Here is a 23,200-nt window from a genome sequence, read left to right as displayed (position 1 = left end):
GGGAGAAGGTGGCGCGAAGCGCCGGATGAGCGGTATCTCTCAGCGCACTCGAATCGCGAGAGGTGAGCTCGCGGAGAGATACCCCTCAAGGGGAGAGGGTGACGAGCTCGCAGCCCGAGTGTTCTTCACATCCCAGGACTCCACTTCGCCTCAAAACCTTTTAAAATCAGCCAGGGAAGGGATCACCGACATCATATGACCTCGCCGACCGACGATCGATCGCCGAACCTGCCGCGCGGCTGGCTGCGCGCGGCCGTGGTGTCGACGATTGCGCTCGCCTTCGTCGGCGCGGCGGCGGGCTTCATCGCGTTCCTGTCGCAATTGCGCGGCGCCGAGATCGCCCCAAGCCGCAAGGCAGACGGCATCGTGGTCCTGACCGGCGGCTCCTCGCGGGTGTCGGACGCGATGGAGCTGCTCGCCGCCGGCTATGGCAGGCGGCTCCTGATCTCCGGCGTGCACCCGACGTCGACGGCGAACGACATCTCCCGGACCTTGCCGGAGAACCAGTCCTTCATGACCTGTTGCGTCGATCTCGACCGTACCGCGCTTTCGACCCGCGGCAATGCGGCAGAGGCGCGGCGCTGGGCCGAGGGGCGCCGATTCAAGTCGCTGATCGTGGTCACCTCGAATTATCACATGCCGCGTGCCCTGGTGGAATTCTCGCATGCGATGCCGCAGACGACGCTGATCCCGTTCGCGGTGGTCGGCGACAAATGGCGCGAGGAGCCGTGGTGGACATCGGCGTCCACCTTGCGGCTGCTGCTGTCGGAATATGTCAAGTACGTCGCGGCAGAGCTCAGGGTGCGGCTGGAGGATTTCGGGATTGACCTTTCGCCCGAGATGTCGGAGCAGCCTGCAGGTCATCAGCCAAAGCGGCCCGCCACCGCCCAAGCCAATTGACAGGCAAATTAATCGGATCGTCGATGTTCCTGATTTTCCTGCGCTCGCTCGTGTTCAACGTGCTGTTCTACGCCGTGCTGGTCTGCCTCGCGATCGTGGCGCTGCCGACCTTCGCATTGCCGCCGCGCGCCATGCTGACGGTCGCGCAATGGTGGGCCAAGGCGACGCTGGTCCTGATGCGCGTGGTCTGCAACATCAAGGTCGAATTCCGCGGTGTCGAGAACATCCCGCAGGGGCCGCTGGTGATCGTGGCGAAGCATCAGTCGTTCTGGGAGACGTTCGTTCTGCCCGGTTTCTTCAATCGTCCGATCTTCATCCTCAAGCGTCAGCTCATGCAGATCCCTGTGTTCGGCCAGTTTCTGGTCAAGACCGGGATGATCGCGATCGACCGCAAGGCCGGCGTGAAGGCGCTCTTGGACATGACGCGGCGGGCGCGCGAGGCGGTGCGCTCGGGCAGGCAGCTCGTCATCTTTCCGGAAGGCACGCGCCGCGCGCCGGGCGCGCCGCCCGACTACAAGACCGGCTTTGCGCAGATCTATTCGTCCTGCGGCGTGCCGTGTCTGCCGATCGCGCTCAACTCCGGCCTGTTCTGGCCGCGCCGCACCTTCATGCGCTATCCCGGCACGCTCGTGGTGGAATTCCTCGATCCGTTGCCATCAGGCCTGCCGAAAGACGAGTTTCTCTCCCGTGTGCAAACGGCCATCGAAGAGGCAACCAGCCGCCTCGTCGAAGCCGGCCGCAAGGAGCAGGAGCAATTGATCGGCGCCTCGCCGAGTTACGCGCCGTCGGAGAACTAGCGGCTCTCTCGATCGTCGGGAGCCGGCGCGTGCAGGGAATGCGCCTCCCCATGCAGCATGGTCGCAAGCTGATGCAGCTGGGTGTCGCGAAAGCCTTCGGCTTCGATCGCCTTCACCGTCGCGGTGACATAGTCGCGATTGGCGCCGGACTGTCCGTGGCCCTGGATGACATGGCGATGCTGCTCGGCGAGCGAGAGGCGGCCGGCATATTGCACATGGCCGCGGTCGACGACATAGGCGAGCGCGGAGACGCGCTGGCGCGCATCGTTCTCCAGCCACACCGAGCGCATCACCTCGCGATAGACCGAGGTAACCTGCTCGCGCGCCCGTAAATAGGCGACGACCTCAGTACGGTTCTTTTCAGCGACACGGAAGGCGATGCCGCGGCAGGCGCCGCCGCGGTCGAGCCCGAGCACCAGGCCCGGCTTCTCCGGCGTGCCGCGATGGACGAAGGAATAGACGCAGAGCGCCCGGTGCTCGCCGATCAGCCGCGCCGGGACGCGCTCCTCGAAATCGAAGCCCGGTCGCCACATCAGCGAGCCGTAGCCGAACACCCAGAGGTCGCCTGTGGCTGTCGTGACGGAGGGGAGGGTGATTTCGGACATTTCGGGCACGGCTACCAGAACCGCGCCCCCAAAAGAAGCGAATTCTCCGCCTTTCGTCGGGGGCTGGCCTCGCTTACATTTGCCAAAATCTGGGGCCAAAGGGTCCCGCATGTCCAATATGACCGTTGCCGCAGGCCGCCGCTCCCGTTGGGGCCTTTTCATTGCCCCCCTCCTCGTCCTGATCCTCGCCGTCGCCTGGAGCTGCTTCTGGTTCTACGCGGCCTCGCAGGCCGAAGTGGCCGCAGACGCCTGGCGGGCGCAGGAGGCCAAATCCGGCCGCATCTATGATTGCGCCAAGCGCTCGATCGCCGGCTTCCCGTTCCGCTTCGAGGTCCAGTGCTCCGGCGCCAGTGTCGCCCTGGTCTCGCAGAATGCGAGCAAGACGCCGTTCACGGCCAAGCTCGACAACATCCTGGTCGCTGCCCAGGTGTACGATCCCAAGCTCGTCATCGCGGAATTCTCCGCGCCGGCGACACTGACCGACGGCGTCACGCAAAACACCTTCGTGGTGAACTGGAGCAAGGGCCGCAGCAGCGTGGTCGGCCTGCCCTCGGTGCCGGACCGCGCCTCCATCGTGTTCGACGATCCCAACATCAATCGTCTCGACGGCAGCATGCAGGTGCCGCTCGCGCGCGCCAAGCAGGTCGAGCTGCACGGGCGCCTCGCGGACGGCTCGCCGGCCGATCATCCCGTGATCGAGACCGTGCTCCATGTCGCGCAGGGCAGCATCCAGGGCGTTCACCCCCTGCTCGCCGAGCCGTTCGAGGCGGACACGCGCGCCAAGATCACGGGCCTGTCCGACCTGACGCCAAAGCCCTGGCCGCAGCGCTTCCGCGAGATCCAGGCCGCCGGCGGTCATATCGAGATCGTGCAGTCGCGGATCCAGCAGGGCGAGATGATCGCGGTTGCGGCCGGCACGCTCGGCCTCTCCGCCAGCGGCCGGCTCGACGGCGAATTGCAGATGACGGTGACGGGCCTCGAGCGCGTGATCCCGGCGCTCGGCATCGAGAAGATGCTGGAGGAGGGCGTGCCGCAGGCCACTCTCGATCGCGTCGCGCCCGGCATGAAGTCGCAGGACCTCAACAATCTGTTCGGCGCGCTCGATCGCGCCGTTCCCGGCCTCGGCAAGGTGATCAAGCAGAACGCCAATGCCGGCGTTGCCGCCGGCATCAACTCGATCGGCACCGAGAGCACGCTGGAAGGCAAGAAGGCGCGCAGCTTCCCGCTGAAATTCGTCGACGGCGCCGTGCTGCTCGGCCCGGTCAAGGTCGGCCAGATTCCGCCGCTGTATTAGGTGGCGTAGCTGCCGTAGCCCGGATGGAGCGAAGCGCAATCCGGGACGGTGCCAGCCGCGATCAAGAATCCCGGATTACGCTTGCGCTCCATCCGGGCTACGAACTCACGGCTTCTTCAGCGCACCATGCTGCCGGCCGAAATCCGCGGCCGCCGAATCCTGGCCGATCTCGACGATGCCGCGGCGGATGGCGCGGGTGCGCGTGAAATGGTCGAACAGCGCTTCGCCGTCGCCGCGCCGGATCGCGCGGGTGAGTTTTGCGAGATCCTCGGTGAAGGTGCCGAGCATCTCCAGCACGGCTTCCTTGTTGGCGAGGAAGACGTCGCGCCACATCGTCGGATCGGACGCCGCGATGCGGGTGAAATCGCGGAAACCGCCGGCGGAGAACTTGATCACCTCGGACTCCGTGACCTGCGCCAGCTCGTCGGCCGTGCCGACGATGGTGTAGGCGATCAGATGCGGCAGATGGCTGGTGATCGCGAGCACGAGATCGTGATGATCCGGCGTCATCACCTCGACCTTGGCGCCCATCGCCGCCCAGAAGGCGCGCAGGCGATCGGTGGCGGCCGCATCGACACCTTCCGGCGGGGTGAGAATGCACCAGCGATTGATGAAGAGCTCGGCGAAACCTGAATCCGGCCCCGAATGCTCGGTGCCCGCCACGGGGTGCGCCGGCACGAAATGAATGGTCTTCGGCAGATGCGGCGCCATGTCCCTGACGATGGCGCCCTTGACCGAGCCGACGTCGGAGATGATTGCGCCGGGCTTCAGATGCGCGGCGATCTCCTGCGCGACCTCGCCGCAGGCGCCGACGGGAATGCAGAGGATGATGAGATCGGCATCCTTCACCGCTTCCGCATTGGTCGCCACGACCTGGTCGACGATACCGAGCTCCATCACCCGCGCGCGGGTCTTCTCCGAGCGCGCGGTGGTGACGATCTCGCCCGCAAGGCCCTGGAGCTTCGCAGCGCGCGCGATCGAGCCGCCGATCAGGCCGAAGCCGATCAGCGCGACGCGCTGGAAGTGCGGTGCGCTGCTCATTTGCCGGCCATGAAGTCGCGCAAGCCGTCGACCACGAGGCGGTTGGCCTCCTCGGTGCCGATGGTCATGCGCAGCGAATGCGGCAGGCCGTAATTCTTTAAGCCGCGCAGCACGAGGCCCCGCTTGGTCAGGAAGGCGTCGGCATCGTCAGCGGTCTTGCCCTTGTCGGTCGGGAAGTGGATCAGCACGAAATTGGCGACGCTCGGCGTCACCTTCAGTCCGAGCCTGCCGATCTCCTCGGTCAGCCAGTTGCGCCAGGTCTCGGTGAACTGCTTCGAGATCGCCTGGTGCGCGGTGTCCTCGATCGCGGCGACCGCGGCATACATTGCCGGCGTCGACACGTTGAACGGGCCGCGGATGCGGTTGACCGCGTCGATGATGTGCTCGGGGCCGAACATCCAGCCGATGCGCAGCGCGGCGAGGCCGTGGATCTTGGAGAAGGTGTGCGTCACCACCGTATTCTCGGTGGTGGCGACCAGCTCGATCCCCATCTCGTAGTCGTTGCGCGAGACGTAGTCGCAATAGGCGGCATCGAGCACCAGCAGCACGTGCGAGGGCAGGCCGGCGCGCAGGCGCTTGACCTCGTCGAACGGCACATAGGTGCCGGTCGGATTGTTGGGATTGGCGAGCCAGACCAGCTTTGTCTTCGGCGTCACCGCCTTGAGGATGGCGTCGACGTCGCAGGTGAGGTTGGTCTCCTGAGCCACGACGTTCTTGGCGCCCACCGCCATGGTCGCGATCGGGTAGACCAGGAAGCCGTGCGTGGTGGAGATCGCCTCGTCGCCGTGGCTGAGATAGGTGTGCGCCAGCAGATTGAGGATCTCGTCCGAGCCGGCGCCGCAGATGATGCGGTTGGGGTCGAGCCCGAACGAGCGGCCGATCGCCTCGCGCAGCACGCGCGAGGTTCCTTCCGGATAGTCTTCCAGGTGGTCCGCCACGTGCTTGAAGGCTTCGATTGCCTTGGGCGAGGGCCCGAACGGCGTCTCGTTAGCCGACAGCTTGAACACCTTGCGGCCCGGCTCCGCCACCGGGCTCTTGCCGGGCGTGTAGGGCGCAATATCGAGAATGCCGGGATTCGGCACGGGGCGGGACATCTTGAACTCCGAGAATGGCGGGGCGCGGCGCGCGATTTACGATTTCGCCCCGGTCGGGGGCACCGTATAGCGCGTTGCGTGGCTGCCGACGAGGGCCGTGGAGCGCACCGAGGCCCCCGCCTCGATCAGGGCAGCTCTGATTTTGTCGATGCTGGTCGCGCTCGTGACCGAGACAAGCAGCGCCGCGCCGTCGAAGGCGGTATCAGGCACCGCCACGATCTCGGCGAGCGGCGACAGGGCGCGCGCGACCTCGGCGTTCCAGCCGGAGACGCGGACGCTGAAGGTCTCGACCTCAGTCACCAGGGCGCTGTCGGCGACGCGCGAAATTGCGAACACCGGCAGTGCCGCCGGATGATCGTCGCGTTCGACGAAGGGCATCCGCGCGATGATCTTCGGCGCGCCTTCCGTTTCGAGCAAGAGCCACCATGGCGTGCGGCTCGACGTCGCCGACACCAGCGCCAGATCGCCCTTGGATTTCGCCACCGCCTCGACCGCGGCCTGCGCGCTGAAATGCGCGACGTAAGGCACCGTGAAGCCGAAATGGAAGCGCGCGGAATCGCGCATCGCCGGCTCGCTCGCCGAGATGTCGGCATGCACCGAGAACGGCGCCTGCACATAGGTGAACGTCGAGATGATGACGCGCCAGATGCTCTCGACCGTGTCGAGCGGCAGGATGCCGCGATGGCGCTGCACGATCTCGCGCATCATGGCGGCCTCGCGCGCGGGGCGGAACGCCGAGCCGACCTCCTGGGTCTGCTTCACCTGGATCAGGCGGTCGATGATGTCGCCGCGCTGCATCAGCAGGCGATGCATGCCCTCGTCGATCGCGTCGATCTCCTTGCGCAGTTCCTGGAGCGATGGTGGCGCGGGCGGACGTTGGGACATGTCTGGCTGTCGATCGTTTCGATGGGGGATGCCCTGATTAGGCAGTCGGGGCCGCGAAAGCAAAGAGAAATGACGCTGCTTTCCGCCGACGGCGTGGCAGACGAATTGGCCCGATCCGGGCCGCGACTTGACGAAAACCGCCCAAGACGGTAGCTTTTGCCCGTTCCGTGGTCATTTGAGCCGGCCGGCTTGCAGCCACGTTAAAAAACTCGCTAAACAGGCCGGGGACGCTTCCGATCCCGGCCGAACCTATCGTTCAGGCCGGGTTTTTCATGGCCTGATGCAAGTGGCGATCACGCGTTTGATCGCAAACGAGGTCGATGGTCAGATGGGTGGCGTCAAGTCGATACCGAGTCCTGCGATCAGCGCCGACGAACGGTCGCACGAGGTGGATCATCCAAGCTCGCAGATCGCGCATTTCGGCGCCGAGCAGCCGCTGCGGCTCGATTGCGGCGTCGATCTCACCCCGTTCCAGATCGCCTACCAGACCTATGGCGAGCTCAACGCCGATCGCTCCAACGCGGTGCTGATCTGCCATGCGCTGACCGGCGATCAGCATGTCGCCAATGTGCATCCCGTCACCGGCAAGCCCGGTTGGTGGGAGACGCTGGTCGGCCCTGGACGTCCGATTGATCCCAAGCACTATTTCATCATCTGCTCCAACGTGATCGGCGGCTGCATGGGCTCGACCGGGCCGGCGTCGATCAATCCTGCTACCGGCAAGGTCTGGGGCCTGGATTTCCCCGTCATCACCATCCCGGATATGGTGCGTGCGCAGGCGATGCTGGTCGACCGGCTCGGCGTCGGCACGCTGTTTGCGGTGGTCGGCGGCTCGATGGGCGGCATGCAGGTGCTGCAATGGACCGCCGCCTATCCGGGCCGCGTGTTCTCCGCGCTGGCGATTGCCTGCGCGACGCGGCACTCGGCGCAGAACATCGCCTTCCACGAGCTCGGCCGCCAGGCCGTGATGGCCGATCCCGACTGGCACGGCGGCGGCTATGCCGATCACGGCATCCATCCGCATCGCGGGCTCGCGGTGGCGCGGATGGCGGCGCACATCACTTATCTCTCGGACGCGGCGCTGCATCGAAAATTCGGCCGGCGCATGCAGGACCGCGAGCTGCCGACCTTCTCGTTCGACGCCGACTTCCAGGTCGAGTCCTATCTACGCTACCAGGGCTCGTCCTTCGTCGAGCGTTTCGATGCCAATTCCTATCTCTATCTGACGCGCGCGATGGATTATTTCGACATCGCCGCCGACCATGGCGGCGTGCTCGCAAAGGCGTTCGCGGGAATTGCGACCCGCTTCTGCGTGGTCTCCTTCACCAGCGACTGGCTGTTTCCGACCTCGGAATCGCGCGCGCTGGTGCATGCGCTGAATGCGTCGAGCGCGCGGGTGTCGTTCGCCGAGATCGAGACCGATCGCGGCCACGACGCCTTCCTGCTCGACGTGCCCGAATTCTTCGACATCTCCCGCGCCTTCCTGCAATCGGCGGGCAAGGCGCGCGGGCTCACCAGGGACGGCTAGTCATGTCTGTACAGGAAGTGCTGCCGTTGAACGGCGTCGCGACCGGATCGTCCGGCCAGTTTCGCGCCGATCATCTGCTGGTCGCCGAGATGGTCAAGCCGGGCTCGAAAGTGCTCGACGTCGGCTGCGGCGAGGGCGACCTGCTTCAGCTGCTGGAGACCCGCGGCATCGACGGCCGCGGCATCGAGCTGTCGCGCGAGGGCGTCAACCGCTGCGTCGCCAAGGGCCTTGCGGTGGTGCAGGGTGATGCCGACACCGATCTCGTCAATTATCCGGATGACGCCTTCGACTACGTGATCCTGTCGCAGACGCTGCAGGCGACGCGGCAGCCGCGGGTGGTGCTGGAGAATCTGCTGCGCATCGGCCGACGCGCCATCGTCTCGTTCCCGAATTTCGGTTTCTGGAAGATGCGGCTCCAGCTCCTGGTCGGCGGCCACATGCCGCGCACCGAGAATTTGCCGGCGACCTGGTACGACACCGCCAACATCCATTTCTGCACCATCAAGGATTTCGTGCAGCTCTGCGACGAGATCAACGTCAAGATGGAGCGCTCGGTCGCGCTCGATCTCTACGGCCGCCCGGTGCCGCTGAATCTGCCCTGGTGGGTGTGGAACATGTTCGGCGAGCAGGCGGTGTTTCTGCTCAGCCGCGGCGGCGGGAAATAGTTTCCTGTCATTGCGGCCATTGCCGTCTGACCCGTCATCCTGAGGCGCGAGTGGCGCGATGCAAAGCATCGCGCCGGGAGCCTCGAAGGATGAGCGGCCGAGTGTTTCGGCGTGCTCATTTCTCGCTGTGGCGAGAGCGTGGCCGTCGCCCTTCGAGGGCCGCTGAAGAAGCGGCCACCTCAGGGTGACGGAGTTGAGAGCGCGGGGCGTTTCATAGTGCAAACCTAACCGGACCCCGTAGCCCGGATGAAGCGCAGCGCAATCCAGGGCACGTCGCGCCGCGTTGAGAATCCCGGATTACGCTTTCGCTCCATCCGGGCTACGCGAGGGAGTATTTGGCTGCGCCTGTGCCTAATGCGCCAGCGACCTCCGGTCGCGCACCGGCCATCGTCCCGCTTCCACCAGCGTCACGAACCGCGCCACCGTCTCGTTGAACAGCGCGGGCTCTTCGAGATTGAGCACGTGGCCGGACTTCGGAAACATCGCGAGCCCCGCCGCAGGCAGATGCTTCTTCAGGAACAGGCTCGGTCCGACGCATAGATCGTCCTCGTCGCCGCAGATGATCAGCGCCGGCGTCGATGCGCGCTTGATCGCATCCGTCATCGTGTAGATCGAAGGTCTGCCGCCCTGGAAGCCGCGCATCGTGCGCGCCGATCCCATTGAATCGTGGCGCGCCAGCGCGGCGTAGAAATCGGCGTGGCCGCGGGGATCCTTCACCAGGAAGGGAATCCGGCTCGGCGCCTCGCGCGTGACCTTTGCGACCTCGACGGAGCCCAGCGTCTCGAACTGCTCGGCATTGGCGCGGCACTGCTTGCGCCAGGCCTCCAAATTCTCGATCTCCGAACCGGAGCCGACGCCGGCCAGCGTCATCGACAGCGCGCGCTGCGGCGCGTTGAGCCCGATCTGGAGCGAGGAGTAGGCGCCCATCGACAGGCCGACCAGATGCGCGCGCTCAATCCTGAGATGATCGAGCACCGCGATCGCATCGCTATAGAAATGCGTGTAGCTGTAAACCTCGCCTTCAGGCACGTCCGACGGCGTGTAGCCGCGGGCCGAATAGGTGATGCAGCGGTGGCCGCGCGAGAAGTAGCGCATCTGCGGCTCCCAATTGGTGTGGTCGGCCGCGAACTCGTGCAGAAAAATGATCGGCGTTCCCTGACCCGCTTCTTCGAAATAAATGCGGACGTCGTCCCTGGTCGTGGCGTGGGGCATTAACCGTTTCCCTCTCTTTAAGCCGCCCTTGCAGGATTGCAGTTAATGCTGTTGTCGGCAATGCGGCAGCCTCAAGCCAGTACCGGCACAAAATCATCGCAGCTATTCGCAGGCAGCCCGCGTCTTTTTCTCGCCACATCGGGCGGCTTAACGGCCAGACCGATGCTGGCCGTTGCACGGGCCGATTGGGAAGTGGGGTGTCAACGAAGGATGAAGAATGTTTGAGTTGTTTGCGTCTCGCCTGTCGCGTTGTGTTGTCGCGCTGGCGATCTTCTTCGCGGCGGTTGCCGCGTTCGTTTCTCCGGCCTCAGCGCGGCCGCATCATCGTCATAGCGCAGAGCGGCACGCACACGTGCACCACGCCAGACATCATCATTACCGCCACCATGCACGCAGCTCGCGCTTCGAGCGCAGCGCGGCGCAGTTGCGGGCGAGCGGATTCGCCGACACCCAGGCGAGCTATGATCCGAACGCCAATAGCGGCGGCATGGCCCACAACGCCATGGTTAACACCGCAACGGCCAATAGCGGCGGCTTCGGCGGCGGATTGAACCTCGTATCCGAGGCGCGCCGCTATGTCGGCGGAAATCCGACCGGGCGCGGCAGCCTGTGGTGCGCGCGTTTCATGAACATGGTGCTGGAGCACACTGGCCATAAGGGCTCGGGCTCCGACATGGCGAGCTCGTTCGCGCGTTACGGCACCCGTGTCTCCGGCCCGCAGGTCGGCGCCATCGCGGTGATGTCGCGCGGCCGCCGCGGCGGTCATGTCGGCATCATCACCGGCATCGACGCGCAGGGCAATCCGATCATGATCTCCGGCAACAACGGCAACCGCGTCCGCGAAGCGCCGGTCTCGCGCGGGCGGATCTATGCCTATGTGATGCCGAACTGAGGTGAGGTGCGTAGGGTGGGTTAGCTAGCGGTCACGCGAAGCGCGGTCCGCTGGCGTAACCCACCTCTTCTGTTTCTGCGGTGACAGACAGTGGCGGGTTACGCCTTCGGCTAACCCACCCTACGAAGCTCACACCAGCTTCGGCTCTTCCAACGCGATCGCATCGCCGACGCCGATCTCGCCACCTTCGATCACCTCGGCATAGATGCCGCAGTCCATGTGGCCGAGATTGCGCGAGAGCGTCGGCGGTATCTCGAGATCGCGCTTGGCCGTCACCGGGTCGACATTGGTGGCCGGGCAACGGACGATGCGCTTGACCACTTTCAGGCGCGCCGCGCCGATCGCCAGCGTCTGGCCGACGAGATCGAGCTCCGACCAGGCCGGCCAGCCCTTTACATAAAGATTGGCGCGGAAACGCAGGGGATTCACGGCGGTGCCGCCCAGCATTGTCTCGATGGCGCGGACGCTGCCGAGATTGATGATGGAGACGACCTTGCGGGCGAGGTCGGAGAAGCTGTGGTCGCGGCCGGACAGCAGCTTCGGCGGGGCCTTTAGCTCCGGCTGAAAGTTCTCCGCGAAGTACCTCTCGATGGCGGCGCGCCCGGCTGCGCTCTCGAGGTCGCCGCTGGCGACGGTCTGGCCGTCCCTGCGGATGGTCAAGACATTGGTGGCGTCGTCGAACCGGCTGTCGAGCTCGGCAAGCCGCTCATTGCGTGCGAGCATCAGAAACTGGATTTTCGGCCTCCACTCGGGCCGTTCGGGATCAAAGCCGCTCGGACCGTTCTCGATGGCGTAGCGGCGGTCGGCGGGCAGGGTCTGGCCCGTCCGCAAGGGGGCGCGGTGCAGGAGCTCCGGTGTCAGGCCCTTGATCGGGTAGCGGTAAAGGCCGGTGATCTCGGCGGTCTGGCTGGCTGTCATGCCGCTACTTAAGGGATTCGACCCGGCCCCGCCAAGCCGGCGGATCAGCGCACGAAATTGTGAACTGGCCTCTTTCGCATCCGCAACCTGCTTCCCACATCTGCCTCAGGCCGGCGGCAATGTCGGCAAAAACACGACCGTTACCGGTTGAGAAACGTCAATGCGGTAATTGGAAACCCAATGAAGATGCCGTTTGGAGTGCCTTAGAGGGCTCCAGGGGCAGGCCGAGGGACAGAAAAGATGAATATCGACAAATACACCGAACGCTCCAGGGGCTTCGTCCAGTCAGCGCAGTCGCTCGCGATGCGCGAGGGGCACCAGCAGTTTTCCACCCTGCACGTGCTCAAGGTCCTCTTGGACGACAATGAGGGCCTCGCTTCCGGCCTGATCGACCGCGCCGGCGGAAATTCCCGTGCAATCCTGAAGGCGACCGAGGATGCCCTCGGCAAGGTGCCGAAGGTCAGTGGCGGCGGCGCCGGCCAGATCTATCTGGCGCCCGAGCTCGCCCGCACTTTTGATGCCGCCGAAAAGGCCGGCGAGAAGGCTGGCGATAGCTTCGTCACGGTCGAGCGGCTGCTGCTCGGCCTGACGCTGGAAAAGACCAGCGAGGCCGGCACCATCCTCGCCAAGGGCGGCGTCACCCCGCAAAACCTCAATGCGGCGATCGAGGCCCTGCGCAAGGGCCGCACGGCCGACTCGGCCACTGCCGAGAACGCGTACGACGCGCTGAAGAAATATGCCCGCGACCTGACCCAGGCCGCGCGCGACGGCAAGCTCGATCCGGTCATCGGCCGCGACGAGGAGATCCGCCGCACCATCCAGGTGCTTTCGCGCCGGACCAAGAACAATCCCGTCCTGATCGGCGAGCCCGGAGTCGGCAAGACCGCCATCGCAGAAGGGTTGGCGCTGCGCATCGTCAACGGCGACGTGCCGGAGAGCCTGAAGGACAAGAAGCTGCTCTCGCTCGACCTCGGCGCGCTGATCGCGGGTGCAAAATACCGCGGTGAGTTCGAGGAGCGGCTGAAGGCCGTACTCCAGGAGGTGACCGCGAGCGAGGGAAATTTCGTCCTCTTCATCGACGAGATGCACACGCTGATCGGCGCCGGCAAAGGCGACGGCGCGATGGACGCCTCGAACCTGCTCAAGCCCGCGCTCGCCCGCGGCGAGCTGCACTGCATCGGCGCGACCACGCTCGACGAGTACCAGAAGCACGTCGAGAAGGACGCCGCGCTGGCGCGGCGCTTCCAGCCGATCTTCGTCAGCGAGCCCTCGGTCGAAGATACCATCTCGATCCTGCGTGGCCTGAAGGACAAGTACGAGCAGCACCATGGCGTGCGGATCACCGATTCCGCACTCGTGGCCGCGACGACGCTGTCCAACCGTTACATCACCGACCGTTTCCTGCCCGACAAGGCGATCGACCTCATGGACGAGGCGGCTGCGCGGCTGAAGATGCAGGTCGATTCCAAGCCGGAAGAGCTGGATTCGCTCGACCGCGAGATCATCCGGCTCAAGATCGAGCAGGAAGCTCTCAAGAAGGAAAGCGATCCCGGCTCCAAGTCCCGTCTCGAGGCGCTCCAAAAGGAGCTCGCCGAGCTCGAGGAGAAGTCCGCGGCGCTGACGGCACGCTGGAGCGCGGAGAAGAACAAGCTCTCCAACGCCCAGAAGCTAAAATCGGAGCTGGACGCCCTGCGCGTCGATCTCGCCGACGCCCAGCGTCGCGGCGAATTCCAGAAGGCCGGCGAGCTGGCCTATGGCCGGATCCCGCAGCTCGAGAAGCAGCTTGCGGATATCGAGGCGCGTGAAGGCTCCGGCGAGATGATGGAGGAGGCGGTCACCGCCAACCACATCGCCCAAGTGGTCTCGCGCTGGACCGGCGTGCCCGTCGACAAGATGCTGGAGGGCGAGAAGGAAAAGCTCCTGAAGATGGAGGAGCAGCTCGGCACCCGCGTCGTCGGCCAGGCCGAGGCCGTGCGCGCGGTCGCAACCGCCGTGCGTCGCTCGCGCGCGGGCCTGCAGGACCCGAACCGCCCCACGGGCTCGTTCATGTTCTTAGGGCCCACCGGCGTCGGCAAGACCGAGCTGACCAAGGCGCTCGCGGAGTATCTGTTCAACGACGAGACCGCGATGGTCCGCCTCGACATGTCCGAATACATGGAGAAGCACTCGGTCTCGCGGCTGATCGGTGCGCCTCCGGGCTATGTCGGTTATGACGAAGGCGGCGCGCTCACCGAAGCGGTGCGGCGCCGGCCCTATCAGGTGGTGCTGTTCGACGAGATCGAGAAGGCGCATCCCGACGTCTTCAACGTCCTGTTGCAGGTGCTCGACGACGGCCGCCTGACCGACGGCCAGGGCCGCACCGTCGACTTCCGCAACACGCTGATCATCATGACCTCGAACCTCGGTTCGGAATTCCTGGTGAACCAGCCGGAGGGCGAGGATACCTCGGCCGTGCGCGAGCAGGTGATGGCAATGGTGCGCGGGCATTTCCGCCCCGAATTCCTCAACCGCGTCGACGAGATCATCCTGTTCCACCGCTTGCAGCGGAGCGAGATGGGCCGGATCGTCGAGATCCAGTTCGCGCGGCTGCAGAAGCTTCTGACCGATCGCAAGATCGTGCTGACGCTCGATGCTGCCGGCCGCGACTGGCTCGCCGCCAAGGGCTGGGACCCCGCCTACGGCGCAAGGCCGCTGAAGCGTGTGATCCAGCGTCACGTCCAGGACCCGCTCGCCGAGATGATCCTGGCCGGCGACATCAGGGACGGTGACAGTGTCGCGATCTCGTCCGAAGGCAACGTCCTGACCTTCAACGGCAAGGCGCCGCAGACCGCCGAGATCACCCAGTTCGAGGCGCCGGTGGCGAAGCGGAAGCTGAACTGAGCGCGGGCGGTCGCCGTTAAACATTATCGCCCCGGAGAGGTCATCCTCTCCGGGGCGAATTGTTCTTGCCCGGCTTGCCCGCCGGCCGATCGCTATTTTCTCGAGACCTTGTAGATCGCGTTCTCGATGTCGGACGAGAAATAGATCACCCCGTTCGCCCCGACCGCCACGCCTGTCGGAATGTTGGTCGGCAGGCCGCCGGGGGCGCCCGCGAGGTCGATCGGGAGATTGGCCGCGATCTCGATGATCTTGCCGTTTTCCGGCGCGATCGCGATCAGTCGCTTGGCGCCGACCTCCGCGACGATCAGCGTGCCGTCGCTGCCGAGTGCGATGCCTTCGGGCATTTTCAGCTCCTTGGCGACCACGGTCTTTTCGCCGTTGCTGTCGATCCGGGACACGGTGCCTGCAAAGGCCTCGGTGACGTAGACCTCGTCGGTCTTGCCACGAACGAGCCCGACCGGGCCCTCGAGGTCGCCGATCAGCGTGGTGCGGTCCTTGCCGTGCTCGCCGCTCACCTTGACCAGCGACTTGGTGCCGAGCTCGGCGACCAAAATGCCGCCATCGGCGAGCACGATCGCATCGTGCGGCGCCTTGAAGCCATGCAGCATGTCGCGCGTCGCGCCGGTCTTGGCGTCGATCACCTGCACCGTGCCCGTGAACCAGCTCGACAGCACCACGTCGTTGCCTCGCGCCGTCGCGCTCATCGGATATTCCAGCGTGGTGCCTGCGGCGTGCATGCGCGCCTTTTCGGTGACCTCGCCGGTTGCGCCGTCCACCGTGCGATAGGCGAACACGTCGGCGAGGTGGATCGTATCCTTGCCGTTCTCCGAGGTGACGCCGATGCCGCCGGGCAAAGCGAGCTTGCCGATGATGATCTGCTTGGCTTGGCCGGTCGCGGGATCGACCTCCTGAATGCCGTTGTCGGCCATGTTGGAGACGTAGATGCGGTCCTTGTCGTCGATGGCGAGATTGTCCAGCGACGGCTTCAATTGCGCGACCATGGTCTTGGCGCCCGATTTGGGATCGACCCGGACGAGCTGGCCGAGTGCGGTGTCGACCACAAAGAGATTGCCCTTGGAATCGAAGTTCACTGCGGCCGGGACCTTGAAGCCGTCGGCGACGACCGTCAGCTCAGCCTTGTCGACGTCGACTTTTGCGACCTGGCCCTTGAACCAGAGCGGACCATAGAGCTTGTCGTCGGGACCGAACTCGAAGCCGTTGAGGCCGCCCATCTTCTCCATGATCTGGCGCGGCGGTTTGACGCCCTCGATGTCGATCTCGTAGAGCGTGTCGCCGAGGAAGACAGTGGTGGCGTAGAGCCTGCCATCCTTGCGGAAAGCCAGCGAGTTGATGCCGGGAAGGCCGCTGGCGAGCTTCTTGATCGGGCCGTCGCCCTTGCGCGCATAGAGATCGCCGGTGAGGAATCCGGTCCAGGCCATGGTGCCGTCGGGCGCGAACGCGATGTCGTCGGCCATTCCGATCGGCGAGGGGATTGCAACCTTGGCGGTACCGCCTGATAGGTCGACCTCGTACAGCGCCGCGCCGGCGACGCTGCCGGCGAACAGATGGCCGGCCTTGTCGATGCCGAGCCCATGCACGCCATGGAATGCCGAGCCCTGGACCAGCTTGGTGACCTCCCAAGTCTCGGCCGATGCGCTCGTGGTGGCGAAAAGGGCAGCGACGAATGCTGCGCAGGCGAGCCTGTTCTTCATGGCGAGACCTCCCGTTTTTTGGAAAGTATTCGCCCCTGGTGCCGCTTTGGCAAACGAAACTTGACGTTGAGACGCCGCCAAGCGGGGCCTCGCGCGAGAACGTCGAATTCGGATCGTGTCTGGAGATGTCCGGCCGATGCCGGCCGGTTGCAATTAGCGGTTGCTGACCTGCAACGGGCCGCCGGTCGCATCCGACATGCGGGCGATGGCGCCGCCGCGGCCGCTCATCATGCCGTCGAGCCGGTCGCGCTCCTTCTCGAAGCCTGCGAGCATCGGGCCCTCGAGCGAACGGCCGCGCGGCAGCTTCACGCGCATCGGATCGACGAAGCGGCCGTTGACCAGGATCTCGTAATGGACGTGCGGCCCGGTCGACAGGCCGGATGAGCCGACGAAGCCGATCACCTGGCCCTGCCGCACCTTCTTGCCGATCTCCATGCCCTTGGCGAAGGCCGACATGTGGCCATAGGCCGTCTCGTAGCCGTTGTTGTGCTTGATGCGGATATATTTGCCGTAGCCGCCTTCGGGGCCGGCCTTCTCGATCACGCCGTTGCCGGAGGCGAAAATCGGCGTGCCGTAGGCGGTGGCCCAGTCGACGCCGGTGTGCATCTTCACATAGCCCAGGATCGGGTGGCGGCGGCCGCCGAAGCCGGAGCGCATGATGGCGTTGTTGACGGGCTTTCTGACCAGGAACTTCTTCGCGCTCTTGCCGGTCTCGTCATAGTAGTCGACCACGCCGTCGTCGGGGCTCTGGTAGCGGTAGTATTTCTTGGTCTCGCCGCCGACCGTGAGAGAGGCGAACAGCACGTCGTTCTTCTCCGTCGACGTCACGCCCTCGTCCTCGCCGGCGTAGAACACGTCGAAGGAATCGCCCGGCTGCACCTTGCGCTGGAAATCGACGTCGTAGGAGTAGATCTTGATCATGTCGTCGATGACCGGCATCGGCACTTTGTTGCGCATCGCGGTCTCGTAGATGCTCTGGTAGAGCCGCACGCCGGAGCCGTCGTCATCATCGTCATCGTCGCTGCTGGCGCTGGCCGCGGCATCGGCGACGGTGTTCATGCTGGAGACGTCGACCGCGACGTATTTGCCGAGATCGGACAGCGCCGCGATCGCCTCGACCATGGTCTCGTTGGCGACGACGACGCGATAGGGCTGGAGGCGGGCGCCAGGACTCGCCGGCGCCATCAGGATGCGGAGCTTCTCGCCGTCCTTGAGGCCGCCGTCGCGGCCGCGGGGGCCGAGCGTTGCGGTGATCGCCTTGATCTCGTCGGCGTTCGCGCCGAGATCGCGCAGCACCGAGGCGACGCTGTCGCCCTTCTTGACCAGATGGACGCGTTCGCCGTTGGGATTGCCGCCGGTGATCTGCTCCTTGGTCTTGGGCAGTAGCGTGACGTTTTCCGGCACCACGCGCGTCTCGAAGCCGGCATAGGGATCGGACGGCGAGGCTTCGGCGGCGTAGGCGCTTCTGATGTCGGACGGGCCGGTCGCGCCGGAGACGTCGGCTGCGGCATTGGCGAGCGAGGCGTAGCGCACCCCGCCATTGCCGCGCCAGTTGGCGGCATCGCGCACCCGCATCAGGATGTCGTCGAGCGCCACGACCGCGGAAATCTTGGCTTTCGGCAGCACCGGCGACAGGTCCTTGGTGACGAAGGACACCTCGGCGTCGGGCTCGACCGCTTCGGGATTGTTGGGATCGTCGGATGCGGTCTTCGGATCGGAGCCGACGTCGGTGAGCAGGCGCTGGGCGTTGAACGGCGGGATCTTCGCCGACAGGTCGCTCGTCGTCATCGACAGATTGCCGGCGATCCGGACGAACGGGCGCACCCGCATCACGTCGCGGTTGCCGACGCGGGCCACCGTGGAGACGCGCATGATGTTGCGGGACGCCGTGGATTCGCTCGGCGGCGGCAGGCGGTCGCTCTTGTGCAGCGTGGCGGCGCGATCGGCGGCTCCGAATGCACCGCGCAGCGCGCCCTCGACCCGCTCCGGCACCTTGGCGAAGGTCATCTCGCCGTCGAGCGATGCGAAAACGGCGCCGCCGATCAGGGCTGCGCCGCAGAGTCCGGTCAAAATTGTCCCGCTGAACCATTGCACAGAGACGCGGCGGCGGTCGATTACGGCGGCTTCAGAACCATCGACGGACAGCGGCGGCTCGTGGCCGAGATCGATGATCCCGGTCTCACGCCCGTAAGCGCCGCGTGAAGTCCTGTGGTTCAACGCAAGTCCCCCAATCAACGACCCAAGATACCCGCTTTCGAACCTTGTCCTGGTCGCCCTCTTGAAGGGGGATCGCCGGAAAAGGCAAGCCGCGCAGGCGTCCGTGCTCAGAAGGCCCCTCGGATGGGGCCGGCCGAAATTACGAACAGCTGGACGGGTGAAGCTCTCTCGATGTCTCTCGAATGTCGGAGGAAGGCCGCGTCATCTGCAAGATCGCCTTCCTCTGACCCATGAAAACCGCCGGCAGCCCCCACTGGCATCCCTGCGATTCAAGCTTGTCTCTTATCAGAACGCCGCGGGATTGTGGCTCAAGTACGGCGCCTGTCATCGAAAAAGTTTCCTGAACGGCCGGAGGGCGGGGGCCTCCCGAGAGGGTGCTGCAAGCCGCTTCCCACCGCGAAGGTACGGTAAGCCGCCCCTCAAGCCCTCCCCAAGTACCCTGTGTCGATCCCGACCCGCGCGCTAATCCACTCGCCAAGCCGTTCCCATGTGGCTTCCCAAGTGGCTTGCCAGGTGCCTTGCCAGGTCGCCTCCCAGTCCCCACCCACAACCCCTCCCAGGTCGGCTCCGGAGCCCCCTGGGGCTCAAACTTTTTTCAAGTTTTTTCACCGTCCCGATCGGATCGACGCATCCGCGATCCTTGTAACCACCTGGAAACACGTTGTTTTTCGCGACAATCCACCGTGCGACGATTTGTTGACAATGGGCGTTGACAATCCCGAGTGCGGGGGCCTATAACCCGACCACTGAGCGCGGCGCCGCCGGGTCACTGACCAAGGCGAGCGAACGCGCCACTGATGCTCCTCACCTTGTTGAGTGACACAACAGTCGACGTAAGTCGATTGGAGTTCATCCATCGTCGGTAAGGGTGTCGGAACCCTTCCTCTCAGGAAGGTTGAGACCTCCACGGTCTCGGGCTGTTTGACAAGTGAAGATGAAGAAAGAGAAACGTGGACGGCGGAGTCCTTGCGGGTCTCGCTCCTGAAAAGCTTCGGCTTTTTTGGTCGGGACCGGACGAAAGACTTCGGCGGTACACGTTTCAAAGGAAACACCATCGTTGCCCGCGATGTGAATCGCAGGCAGCACATCGACTTCGGTCGATAATGGTGGGACCTCGTCAAACGTTGTGATCAGCCGGTTCAAAGTTCAAGTCCAACTTGAGAGTTTGATCCTGGCTCAGAGCGAACGCTGGCGGCAGGCTTAACACATGCAAGTCGAGCGGGCGTAGCAATACGTCAGCGGCAGACGGGTGAGTAACGCGTGGGAACGTACCTTTTGGTTCGGAACAACACAGGGAAACTTGTGCTAATACCGGATAAGCCCTTACGGGGAAAGATTTATCGCCGAAAGATCGGCCCGCGTCTGATTAGCTAGTTGGTGAGGTAATGGCTCACCAAGGCGACGATCAGTAGCTGGTCTGAGAGGATGATCAGCCACATTGGGACTGAGACACGGCCCAAACTCCTACGGGAGGCAGCAGTGGGGAATATTGGACAATGGGGGCAACCCTGATCCAGCCATGCCGCGTGAGTGATGAAGGCCCTAGGGTTGTAAAGCTCTTTTGTGCGGGAAGATAATGACGGTACCGCAAGAATAAGCCCCGGCTAACTTCGTGCCAGCAGCCGCGGTAATACGAAGGGGGCTAGCGTTGCTCGGAATCACTGGGCGTAAAGGGTGCGTAGGCGGGTCTTTAAGTCAGGGGTGAAATCCTGGAGCTCAACTCCAGAACTGCCTTTGATACTGAAGATCTTGAGTTCGGGAGAGGTGAGTGGAACTGCGAGTGTAGAGGTGAAATTCGTAGATATTCGCAAGAACACCAGTGGCGAAGGCGGCTCACTGGCCCGATACTGACGCTGAGGCACGAAAGCGTGGGGAGCAAACAGGATTAGATACCCTGGTAGTCCACGCCGTAAACGATGAATGCCAGCCGTTAGTGGGTTTACTCACTAGTGGCGCAGCTAACGCTTTAAGCATTCCGCCTGGGGAGTACGGTCGCAAGATTAAAACTCAAAGGAATTGACGGGGGCCCGCACAAGCGGTGGAGCATGTGGTTTAATTCGACGCAACGCGCAGAACCTTACCAGCCCTTGACATGTCCAGGACCGGTCGCAGAGATGTGACCTTCTCTTCGGAGCCTGGAACACAGGTGCTGCATGGCTGTCGTCAGCTCGTGTCGTGAGATGTTGGGTTAAGTCCCGCAACGAGCGCAACCCCCGTCCTTAGTTGCTACCATTTAGTTGAGCACTCTAAGGAGACTGCCGGTGATAAGCCGCGAGGAAGGTGGGGATGACGTCAAGTCCTCATGGCCCTTACGGGCTGGGCTACACACGTGCTACAATGGCGGTGACAATGGGATGCTAAGGGGCGACCCTTCGCAAATCTCAAAAAGCCGTCTCAGTTCGGATTGGGCTCTGCAACTCGAGCCCATGAAGTTGGAATCGCTAGTAATCGTGGATCAGCACGCCACGGTGAATACGTTCCCGGGCCTTGTACACACCGCCCGTCACACCATGGGAGTTGGTTTTACCTGAAGACGGTGCGCTAACCCGCAAGGGAGGCAGCCGGCCACGGTAGGGTCAGCGACTGGGGTGAAGTCGTAACAAGGTAGCCGTAGGGGAACCTGCGGCTGGATCACCTCCTTTCTAAGGATGATCCTTCAGCGAGCTTCGGCTCACTATCGGATCGTTTTAGAAACATCAGTGGCCAACAATCGTCAGGATTGTTGAGCTGCATTGGCGGGATTTCGCCGTCTTCGTTTCTCTTTCTTCGCGGACGAACACGCGCTGGGGCTGCAAGCTTGCAGGATCCCTGGTCCTTGACTGGATATGCGTTAGGGGCTTGTAGCTCAGTTGGTTAGAGCGCGCGCTTGATAAGCGTGAGGTCGGAAGTTCAAGTCTTCCCAGGCCCACCACTTTCATCGAGTGAGCATTCGTCTTCTGGTTACGGGGCCATAGCTCAGCTGGGAGAGCGCGTGCTTTGCAAGCATGAGGTCGTCGGTTCGATCCCGTCTGGCTCCACCAGATGGTTTGATCATCGACTGATCGTGCACCTAAATCGTCCGCGAAACATCACTTCGCATCTTGCTAGTCTGGATAGACAGCAAGTTGCGTGATTTCTGACATCGTAAAGAGGAGATCGATCCGAGTTGGATCGTGCAGCAAGCAATTGCTACGCGAGACTTCATTATCTCCGGATCATTTCGGCGCTCGTGCGTCTTTCAAGGGTAGCTCACAAGGCTGCTCTGGAGAGACAAGCGAGTTGTAAATGATCCTTTTAGCGAAGCTTGACCGCCTCGCTATCGGAACGATCTTACGAAGCAAGCTGGTCTTTCTAATCATTGTCCGGCTGCAGATAGCGTTCATCGAGGGCGCGTGCCGCAAGGTAATTCTGCAGACAACATTCTGCCGAGTGTGTGGACATTGATAATGAGAGCAATCAAGTGCCTTAAGGGTGTTCGGTGGATGCCTTGGCGCTGAGAGGCGATGAAGGACGTGCTACGCTGCGATAAGCCGTGGGGAGCTGCGAAGAAGCTTTGATCCATGGATTTCCGAATGGGGAAACCCACCTTCGATAGCCGGAACTCCAAGACCTTTGTCGAAAGACAACGGTGTGGGGTTCGATCAGATAATGTGAGAAGCCAGGCCTTTAGATTTCGATCGAAGAGGTTTTGGATTTCCGGTTATCAAGAGAAGGTATGAGACTTCTGAATACATAGGAGGTTTCAAGCAAACCCAGGGAACTGAAACATCTAAGTACCTGGAGGAAAGGACATCAACAGAGACTCCGTTAGTAGTGGCGAGCGAACGCGGACCAGGCCAGTGATACATCAAAGACAATCGGAACCAGTCAGGAAAGCTGGGCCTCAGAGGGTGATAGCCCCGTACGAGTAATGCGATGATGTATCCACGAGTAAGGCGGGACACGTGAAATCCTGTCTGAACGCGGGGGGACCACCCTCCAAGCCTAAGTACTCCTCAGCGACCGATAGTGAACCAGTACCGTGAGGGAAAGGTGAAAAGCACCCCGACGAGGGGAGTGAAATAGACCTGAAACCGGACACCTACAAACAGATGGAGCCCAAGATACGTTCTGGGTGACATCGTACCTTTTGTATTATGGGCCAGCGACTTAATTTAACGAGCAAGCTTAAGCCGATAGGCGAAGGCGTAGCGAAAGCGAGTCTGAATAGGGCGTCAAGTTCGTTGTATTAGACCCGAAACCTAGTGATCTAGCCATGAGCAGGTTGAAGGTGAGGTAACACTCACTGGAGGACCGAACGGGTGTCTGTTGAAAAAGACTCCGATGACTTGTGGTTAGGGGTGAAAGGCCAATCAAACTGGGAAATAGCTGGTTCTCCGCGAAAGATATTTAGGTATCGCCTCGGATGAATACCTCAGGGGGTAGAGCACTGGATGGGCTAGGGGGACTTACCGTCTTACCAAACCCAACCAAACTCCGAATACCTGAGAGTACTATCCGGGAGTCACACAGCGGGTGCTAACGTCCGTTGTGGAGAGGGAAACAACCCGGACCTACAGCTAAGGCCCCTAATTCGTGGCT

At 63.3% G+C, this 23,200-nt stretch carries 16 protein-coding genes, 2 tRNA genes, 2 rRNA genes and 1 riboswitch (1 of these 21 only partly in view); of the genes, 11 read left to right on the top strand and 9 right to left on the bottom strand.

What is annotated here, in order from left to right; translation table 11 throughout:
- Window positions 1-195: 195 nt before the first annotated feature.
- Both CV770_RS13935 and CV770_RS13930 read left to right on the top strand, forming a co-directional pair.
- A complete protein-coding gene (locus CV770_RS13935) occupies window positions 196-900 on the top strand; it encodes a YdcF family protein (protein WP_091960274.1) in 705 nt (234 codons plus the stop codon).
- A 23-nt stretch (window positions 901-923) separates the two neighbouring features.
- The gene (locus CV770_RS13930; RefSeq protein WP_091960278.1) at window positions 924-1,697 is read left to right on the top strand and encodes a lysophospholipid acyltransferase family protein; all 774 of its coding nucleotides are present in this window, start codon (window positions 924-926) and stop codon (window positions 1,695-1,697) included.
- Here CV770_RS13930 and CV770_RS13925 read toward each other — a convergent pair.
- Entirely contained in the window at window positions 1,694-2,302 is a 609-nt protein-coding gene (locus tag CV770_RS13925) for a gamma-glutamylcyclotransferase (protein WP_201759842.1), read from the bottom strand. The two genes, CV770_RS13930 and CV770_RS13925, sit on opposite strands and share 4 nt — an antisense overlap.
- Window positions 2,303-2,411: 109 nt before the next feature.
- On the opposite strand from CV770_RS13925, the gene CV770_RS13920 reads away from it, so the two are divergent.
- Window positions 2,412-3,596: a DUF2125 domain-containing protein gene (locus CV770_RS13920; RefSeq protein ID WP_104462745.1), complete on the top strand. Its 1,185-nt coding sequence runs from the start codon at window positions 2,412-2,414 to the stop codon at window positions 3,594-3,596.
- Between the two features lie 105 nt (window positions 3,597-3,701).
- On the opposite strand, the gene CV770_RS13915 is transcribed toward CV770_RS13920, so the two are convergent.
- The 3 genes from CV770_RS13915 to CV770_RS13905 are packed head-to-tail and all read right to left on the bottom strand — an operon-like array spanning window position 3,702 to window position 6,616.
- Entirely contained in the window at window positions 3,702-4,637 is a 936-nt protein-coding gene (locus tag CV770_RS13915; protein WP_104462744.1) for a prephenate/arogenate dehydrogenase family protein, read from the bottom strand.
- Window positions 4,634-5,731 (bottom strand): pyridoxal phosphate-dependent aminotransferase, encoded by a 1,098-nt coding sequence (locus CV770_RS13910; protein WP_104462743.1) that lies wholly within the window; start codon window positions 5,729-5,731, stop codon window positions 4,634-4,636. Before CV770_RS13910 ends, CV770_RS13915 begins: the two co-directional genes overlap by 4 nt.
- Window positions 5,732-5,767: 36 nt before the next feature.
- Complete coding sequence (locus CV770_RS13905) at window positions 5,768-6,616, bottom strand: chorismate mutase (protein WP_091960290.1); 849 nt, start codon at window positions 6,614-6,616, stop codon at window positions 5,768-5,770.
- Window positions 6,617-6,773: 157 nt separating this feature from the next.
- A riboswitch (SAM riboswitch) is annotated at window positions 6,774-6,853 on the top strand.
- Window positions 6,854-6,944: 91 nt separating this feature from the next.
- Here CV770_RS13905 and metX point away from each other — a divergent pair.
- Entirely contained in the window at window positions 6,945-8,144 is a 1,200-nt protein-coding gene (gene metX, locus CV770_RS13900) for a homoserine O-acetyltransferase MetX (protein ID WP_104462756.1), read from the top strand.
- A gap of 2 nt (window positions 8,145-8,146) precedes the next feature.
- Window positions 8,147-8,809, top strand: coding sequence for a methionine biosynthesis protein MetW (metW, locus tag CV770_RS13895; protein ID WP_091960292.1), 663 nt, complete (start codon window positions 8,147-8,149; stop codon window positions 8,807-8,809).
- A 351-nt stretch (window positions 8,810-9,160) separates the two neighbouring features.
- Here metW and CV770_RS13890 read toward each other — a convergent pair whose 3' ends face one another.
- Window positions 9,161-10,021 (bottom strand): alpha/beta fold hydrolase, encoded by an 861-nt coding sequence (locus tag CV770_RS13890; RefSeq protein WP_104462742.1) that lies wholly within the window; start codon window positions 10,019-10,021, stop codon window positions 9,161-9,163.
- A gap of 217 nt (window positions 10,022-10,238) precedes the next feature.
- Between CV770_RS13890 and CV770_RS13885 the strand changes: the two genes are divergently transcribed.
- Complete coding sequence (locus CV770_RS13885) at window positions 10,239-10,913, top strand: TIGR02594 family protein (protein ID WP_104462741.1); 675 nt, start codon at window positions 10,239-10,241, stop codon at window positions 10,911-10,913.
- Window positions 10,914-11,042: 129 nt separating this feature from the next.
- Here CV770_RS13885 and CV770_RS13880 read toward each other — a convergent pair whose 3' ends face one another.
- The gene (locus CV770_RS13880; RefSeq protein WP_104462740.1) at window positions 11,043-11,831 is read right to left on the bottom strand and encodes an MOSC domain-containing protein; all 789 of its coding nucleotides are present in this window, start codon (window positions 11,829-11,831) and stop codon (window positions 11,043-11,045) included.
- A gap of 240 nt (window positions 11,832-12,071) precedes the next feature.
- Here CV770_RS13880 and clpB point away from each other — a divergent pair, with 240 nt between their 5' ends.
- On the top strand, window positions 12,072-14,711 hold the full coding sequence (gene clpB, locus CV770_RS13875; RefSeq protein ID WP_091960307.1) for an ATP-dependent chaperone ClpB: 2,640 nt from the start codon (window positions 12,072-12,074) through the stop codon (window positions 14,709-14,711).
- Between the two features lie 92 nt (window positions 14,712-14,803).
- Here clpB and CV770_RS13870 read toward each other — a convergent pair whose 3' ends face one another.
- The 3 genes from CV770_RS13870 to CV770_RS41600 form a co-directional block, all read right to left on the bottom strand.
- Complete coding sequence (locus tag CV770_RS13870) at window positions 14,804-16,423, bottom strand: NHL repeat-containing protein (protein WP_104462739.1); 1,620 nt, start codon at window positions 16,421-16,423, stop codon at window positions 14,804-14,806.
- A 153-nt stretch (window positions 16,424-16,576) separates the two neighbouring features.
- Window positions 16,577-18,640 carry a M23 family metallopeptidase gene (locus CV770_RS13865; protein ID WP_038948503.1) on the bottom strand — a complete coding sequence of 688 codons (2,064 nt, stop codon included), beginning with the start codon at window positions 18,638-18,640 and terminating at the stop codon, window positions 16,577-16,579.
- Window positions 18,641-19,489: 849 nt separating this feature from the next.
- Window positions 19,490-19,783, bottom strand: a complete 294-nt coding sequence (locus tag CV770_RS41600; RefSeq protein ID WP_146101286.1) for a hypothetical protein — start codon at window positions 19,781-19,783, stop codon at window positions 19,490-19,492.
- 10 nt (window positions 19,784-19,793) lie between these two features.
- On the opposite strand from CV770_RS41600, the gene CV770_RS13860 reads away from it, so the two are divergent.
- From CV770_RS13860 to CV770_RS13845, 4 genes are all read left to right on the top strand, one after another.
- Window positions 19,794-21,282 (top strand): 16S ribosomal RNA (locus CV770_RS13860).
- 192 nt (window positions 21,283-21,474) lie between these two features.
- Window positions 21,475-21,551, top strand: a tRNA-Ile gene (locus CV770_RS13855).
- Window positions 21,552-21,584: 33 nt separating this feature from the next.
- A tRNA-Ala gene (locus CV770_RS13850) sits at window positions 21,585-21,660 on the top strand.
- 413 nt (window positions 21,661-22,073) lie between these two features.
- Window positions 22,074-23,200, top strand: a 23S ribosomal RNA gene (locus CV770_RS13845) (it continues 1,746 nt past the right edge of the window).
- The 16S and 23S rRNA genes sit together here with 2 tRNA genes alongside, the layout of an rRNA operon.

Source organism: Bradyrhizobium sp. AC87j1, assembly GCF_002936975.1.
GTDB lineage: Bacteria > Pseudomonadota > Alphaproteobacteria > Rhizobiales > Xanthobacteraceae > Bradyrhizobium > Bradyrhizobium shewense.
Note: the sequence above shows the minus strand (reverse complement) of the source record. Positions and strands in the feature narration are given on the sequence as shown.

Excerpts from the sequence above, each read along its gene's own strand:
- CV770_RS13935 (WP_091960274.1), top strand. The coding sequence starts at position 196 with ATGACCTCGCCGACCGACGATCGATCGCCGAACCTGCCGCGCGGCTGG.
- CV770_RS13930 (WP_091960278.1), top strand. The coding sequence starts at position 924 with ATGTTCCTGATTTTCCTGCGCTCGCTCGTGTTCAACGTGCTGTTCTAC.
- CV770_RS13925 (WP_201759842.1), bottom strand. The coding sequence starts at position 2,302 with ATGTCCGAAATCACCCTCCCCTCCGTCACGACAGCCACAGGCGACCTC.
- CV770_RS13920 (WP_104462745.1), top strand. The coding sequence starts at position 2,412 with ATGTCCAATATGACCGTTGCCGCAGGCCGCCGCTCCCGTTGGGGCCTT.
- CV770_RS13915 (WP_104462744.1), bottom strand. The coding sequence starts at position 4,637 with ATGAGCAGCGCACCGCACTTCCAGCGCGTCGCGCTGATCGGCTTCGGC.
- CV770_RS13910 (WP_104462743.1), bottom strand. The coding sequence starts at position 5,731 with ATGTCCCGCCCCGTGCCGAATCCCGGCATTCTCGATATTGCGCCCTAC.
- CV770_RS13905 (WP_091960290.1), bottom strand. The coding sequence starts at position 6,616 with ATGTCCCAACGTCCGCCCGCGCCACCATCGCTCCAGGAACTGCGCAAG.
- metX (WP_104462756.1), top strand. The coding sequence starts at position 6,945 with ATGGGTGGCGTCAAGTCGATACCGAGTCCTGCGATCAGCGCCGACGAA.
- metW (WP_091960292.1), top strand. The coding sequence starts at position 8,147 with ATGTCTGTACAGGAAGTGCTGCCGTTGAACGGCGTCGCGACCGGATCG.
- CV770_RS13890 (WP_104462742.1), bottom strand. The coding sequence starts at position 10,021 with ATGCCCCACGCCACGACCAGGGACGACGTCCGCATTTATTTCGAAGAA.
- CV770_RS13885 (WP_104462741.1), top strand. The coding sequence starts at position 10,239 with ATGTTTGAGTTGTTTGCGTCTCGCCTGTCGCGTTGTGTTGTCGCGCTG.
- CV770_RS13880 (WP_104462740.1), bottom strand. The coding sequence starts at position 11,831 with ATGACAGCCAGCCAGACCGCCGAGATCACCGGCCTTTACCGCTACCCG.
- clpB (WP_091960307.1), top strand. The coding sequence starts at position 12,072 with ATGAATATCGACAAATACACCGAACGCTCCAGGGGCTTCGTCCAGTCA.
- CV770_RS13870 (WP_104462739.1), bottom strand. The coding sequence starts at position 16,423 with ATGAAGAACAGGCTCGCCTGCGCAGCATTCGTCGCTGCCCTTTTCGCC.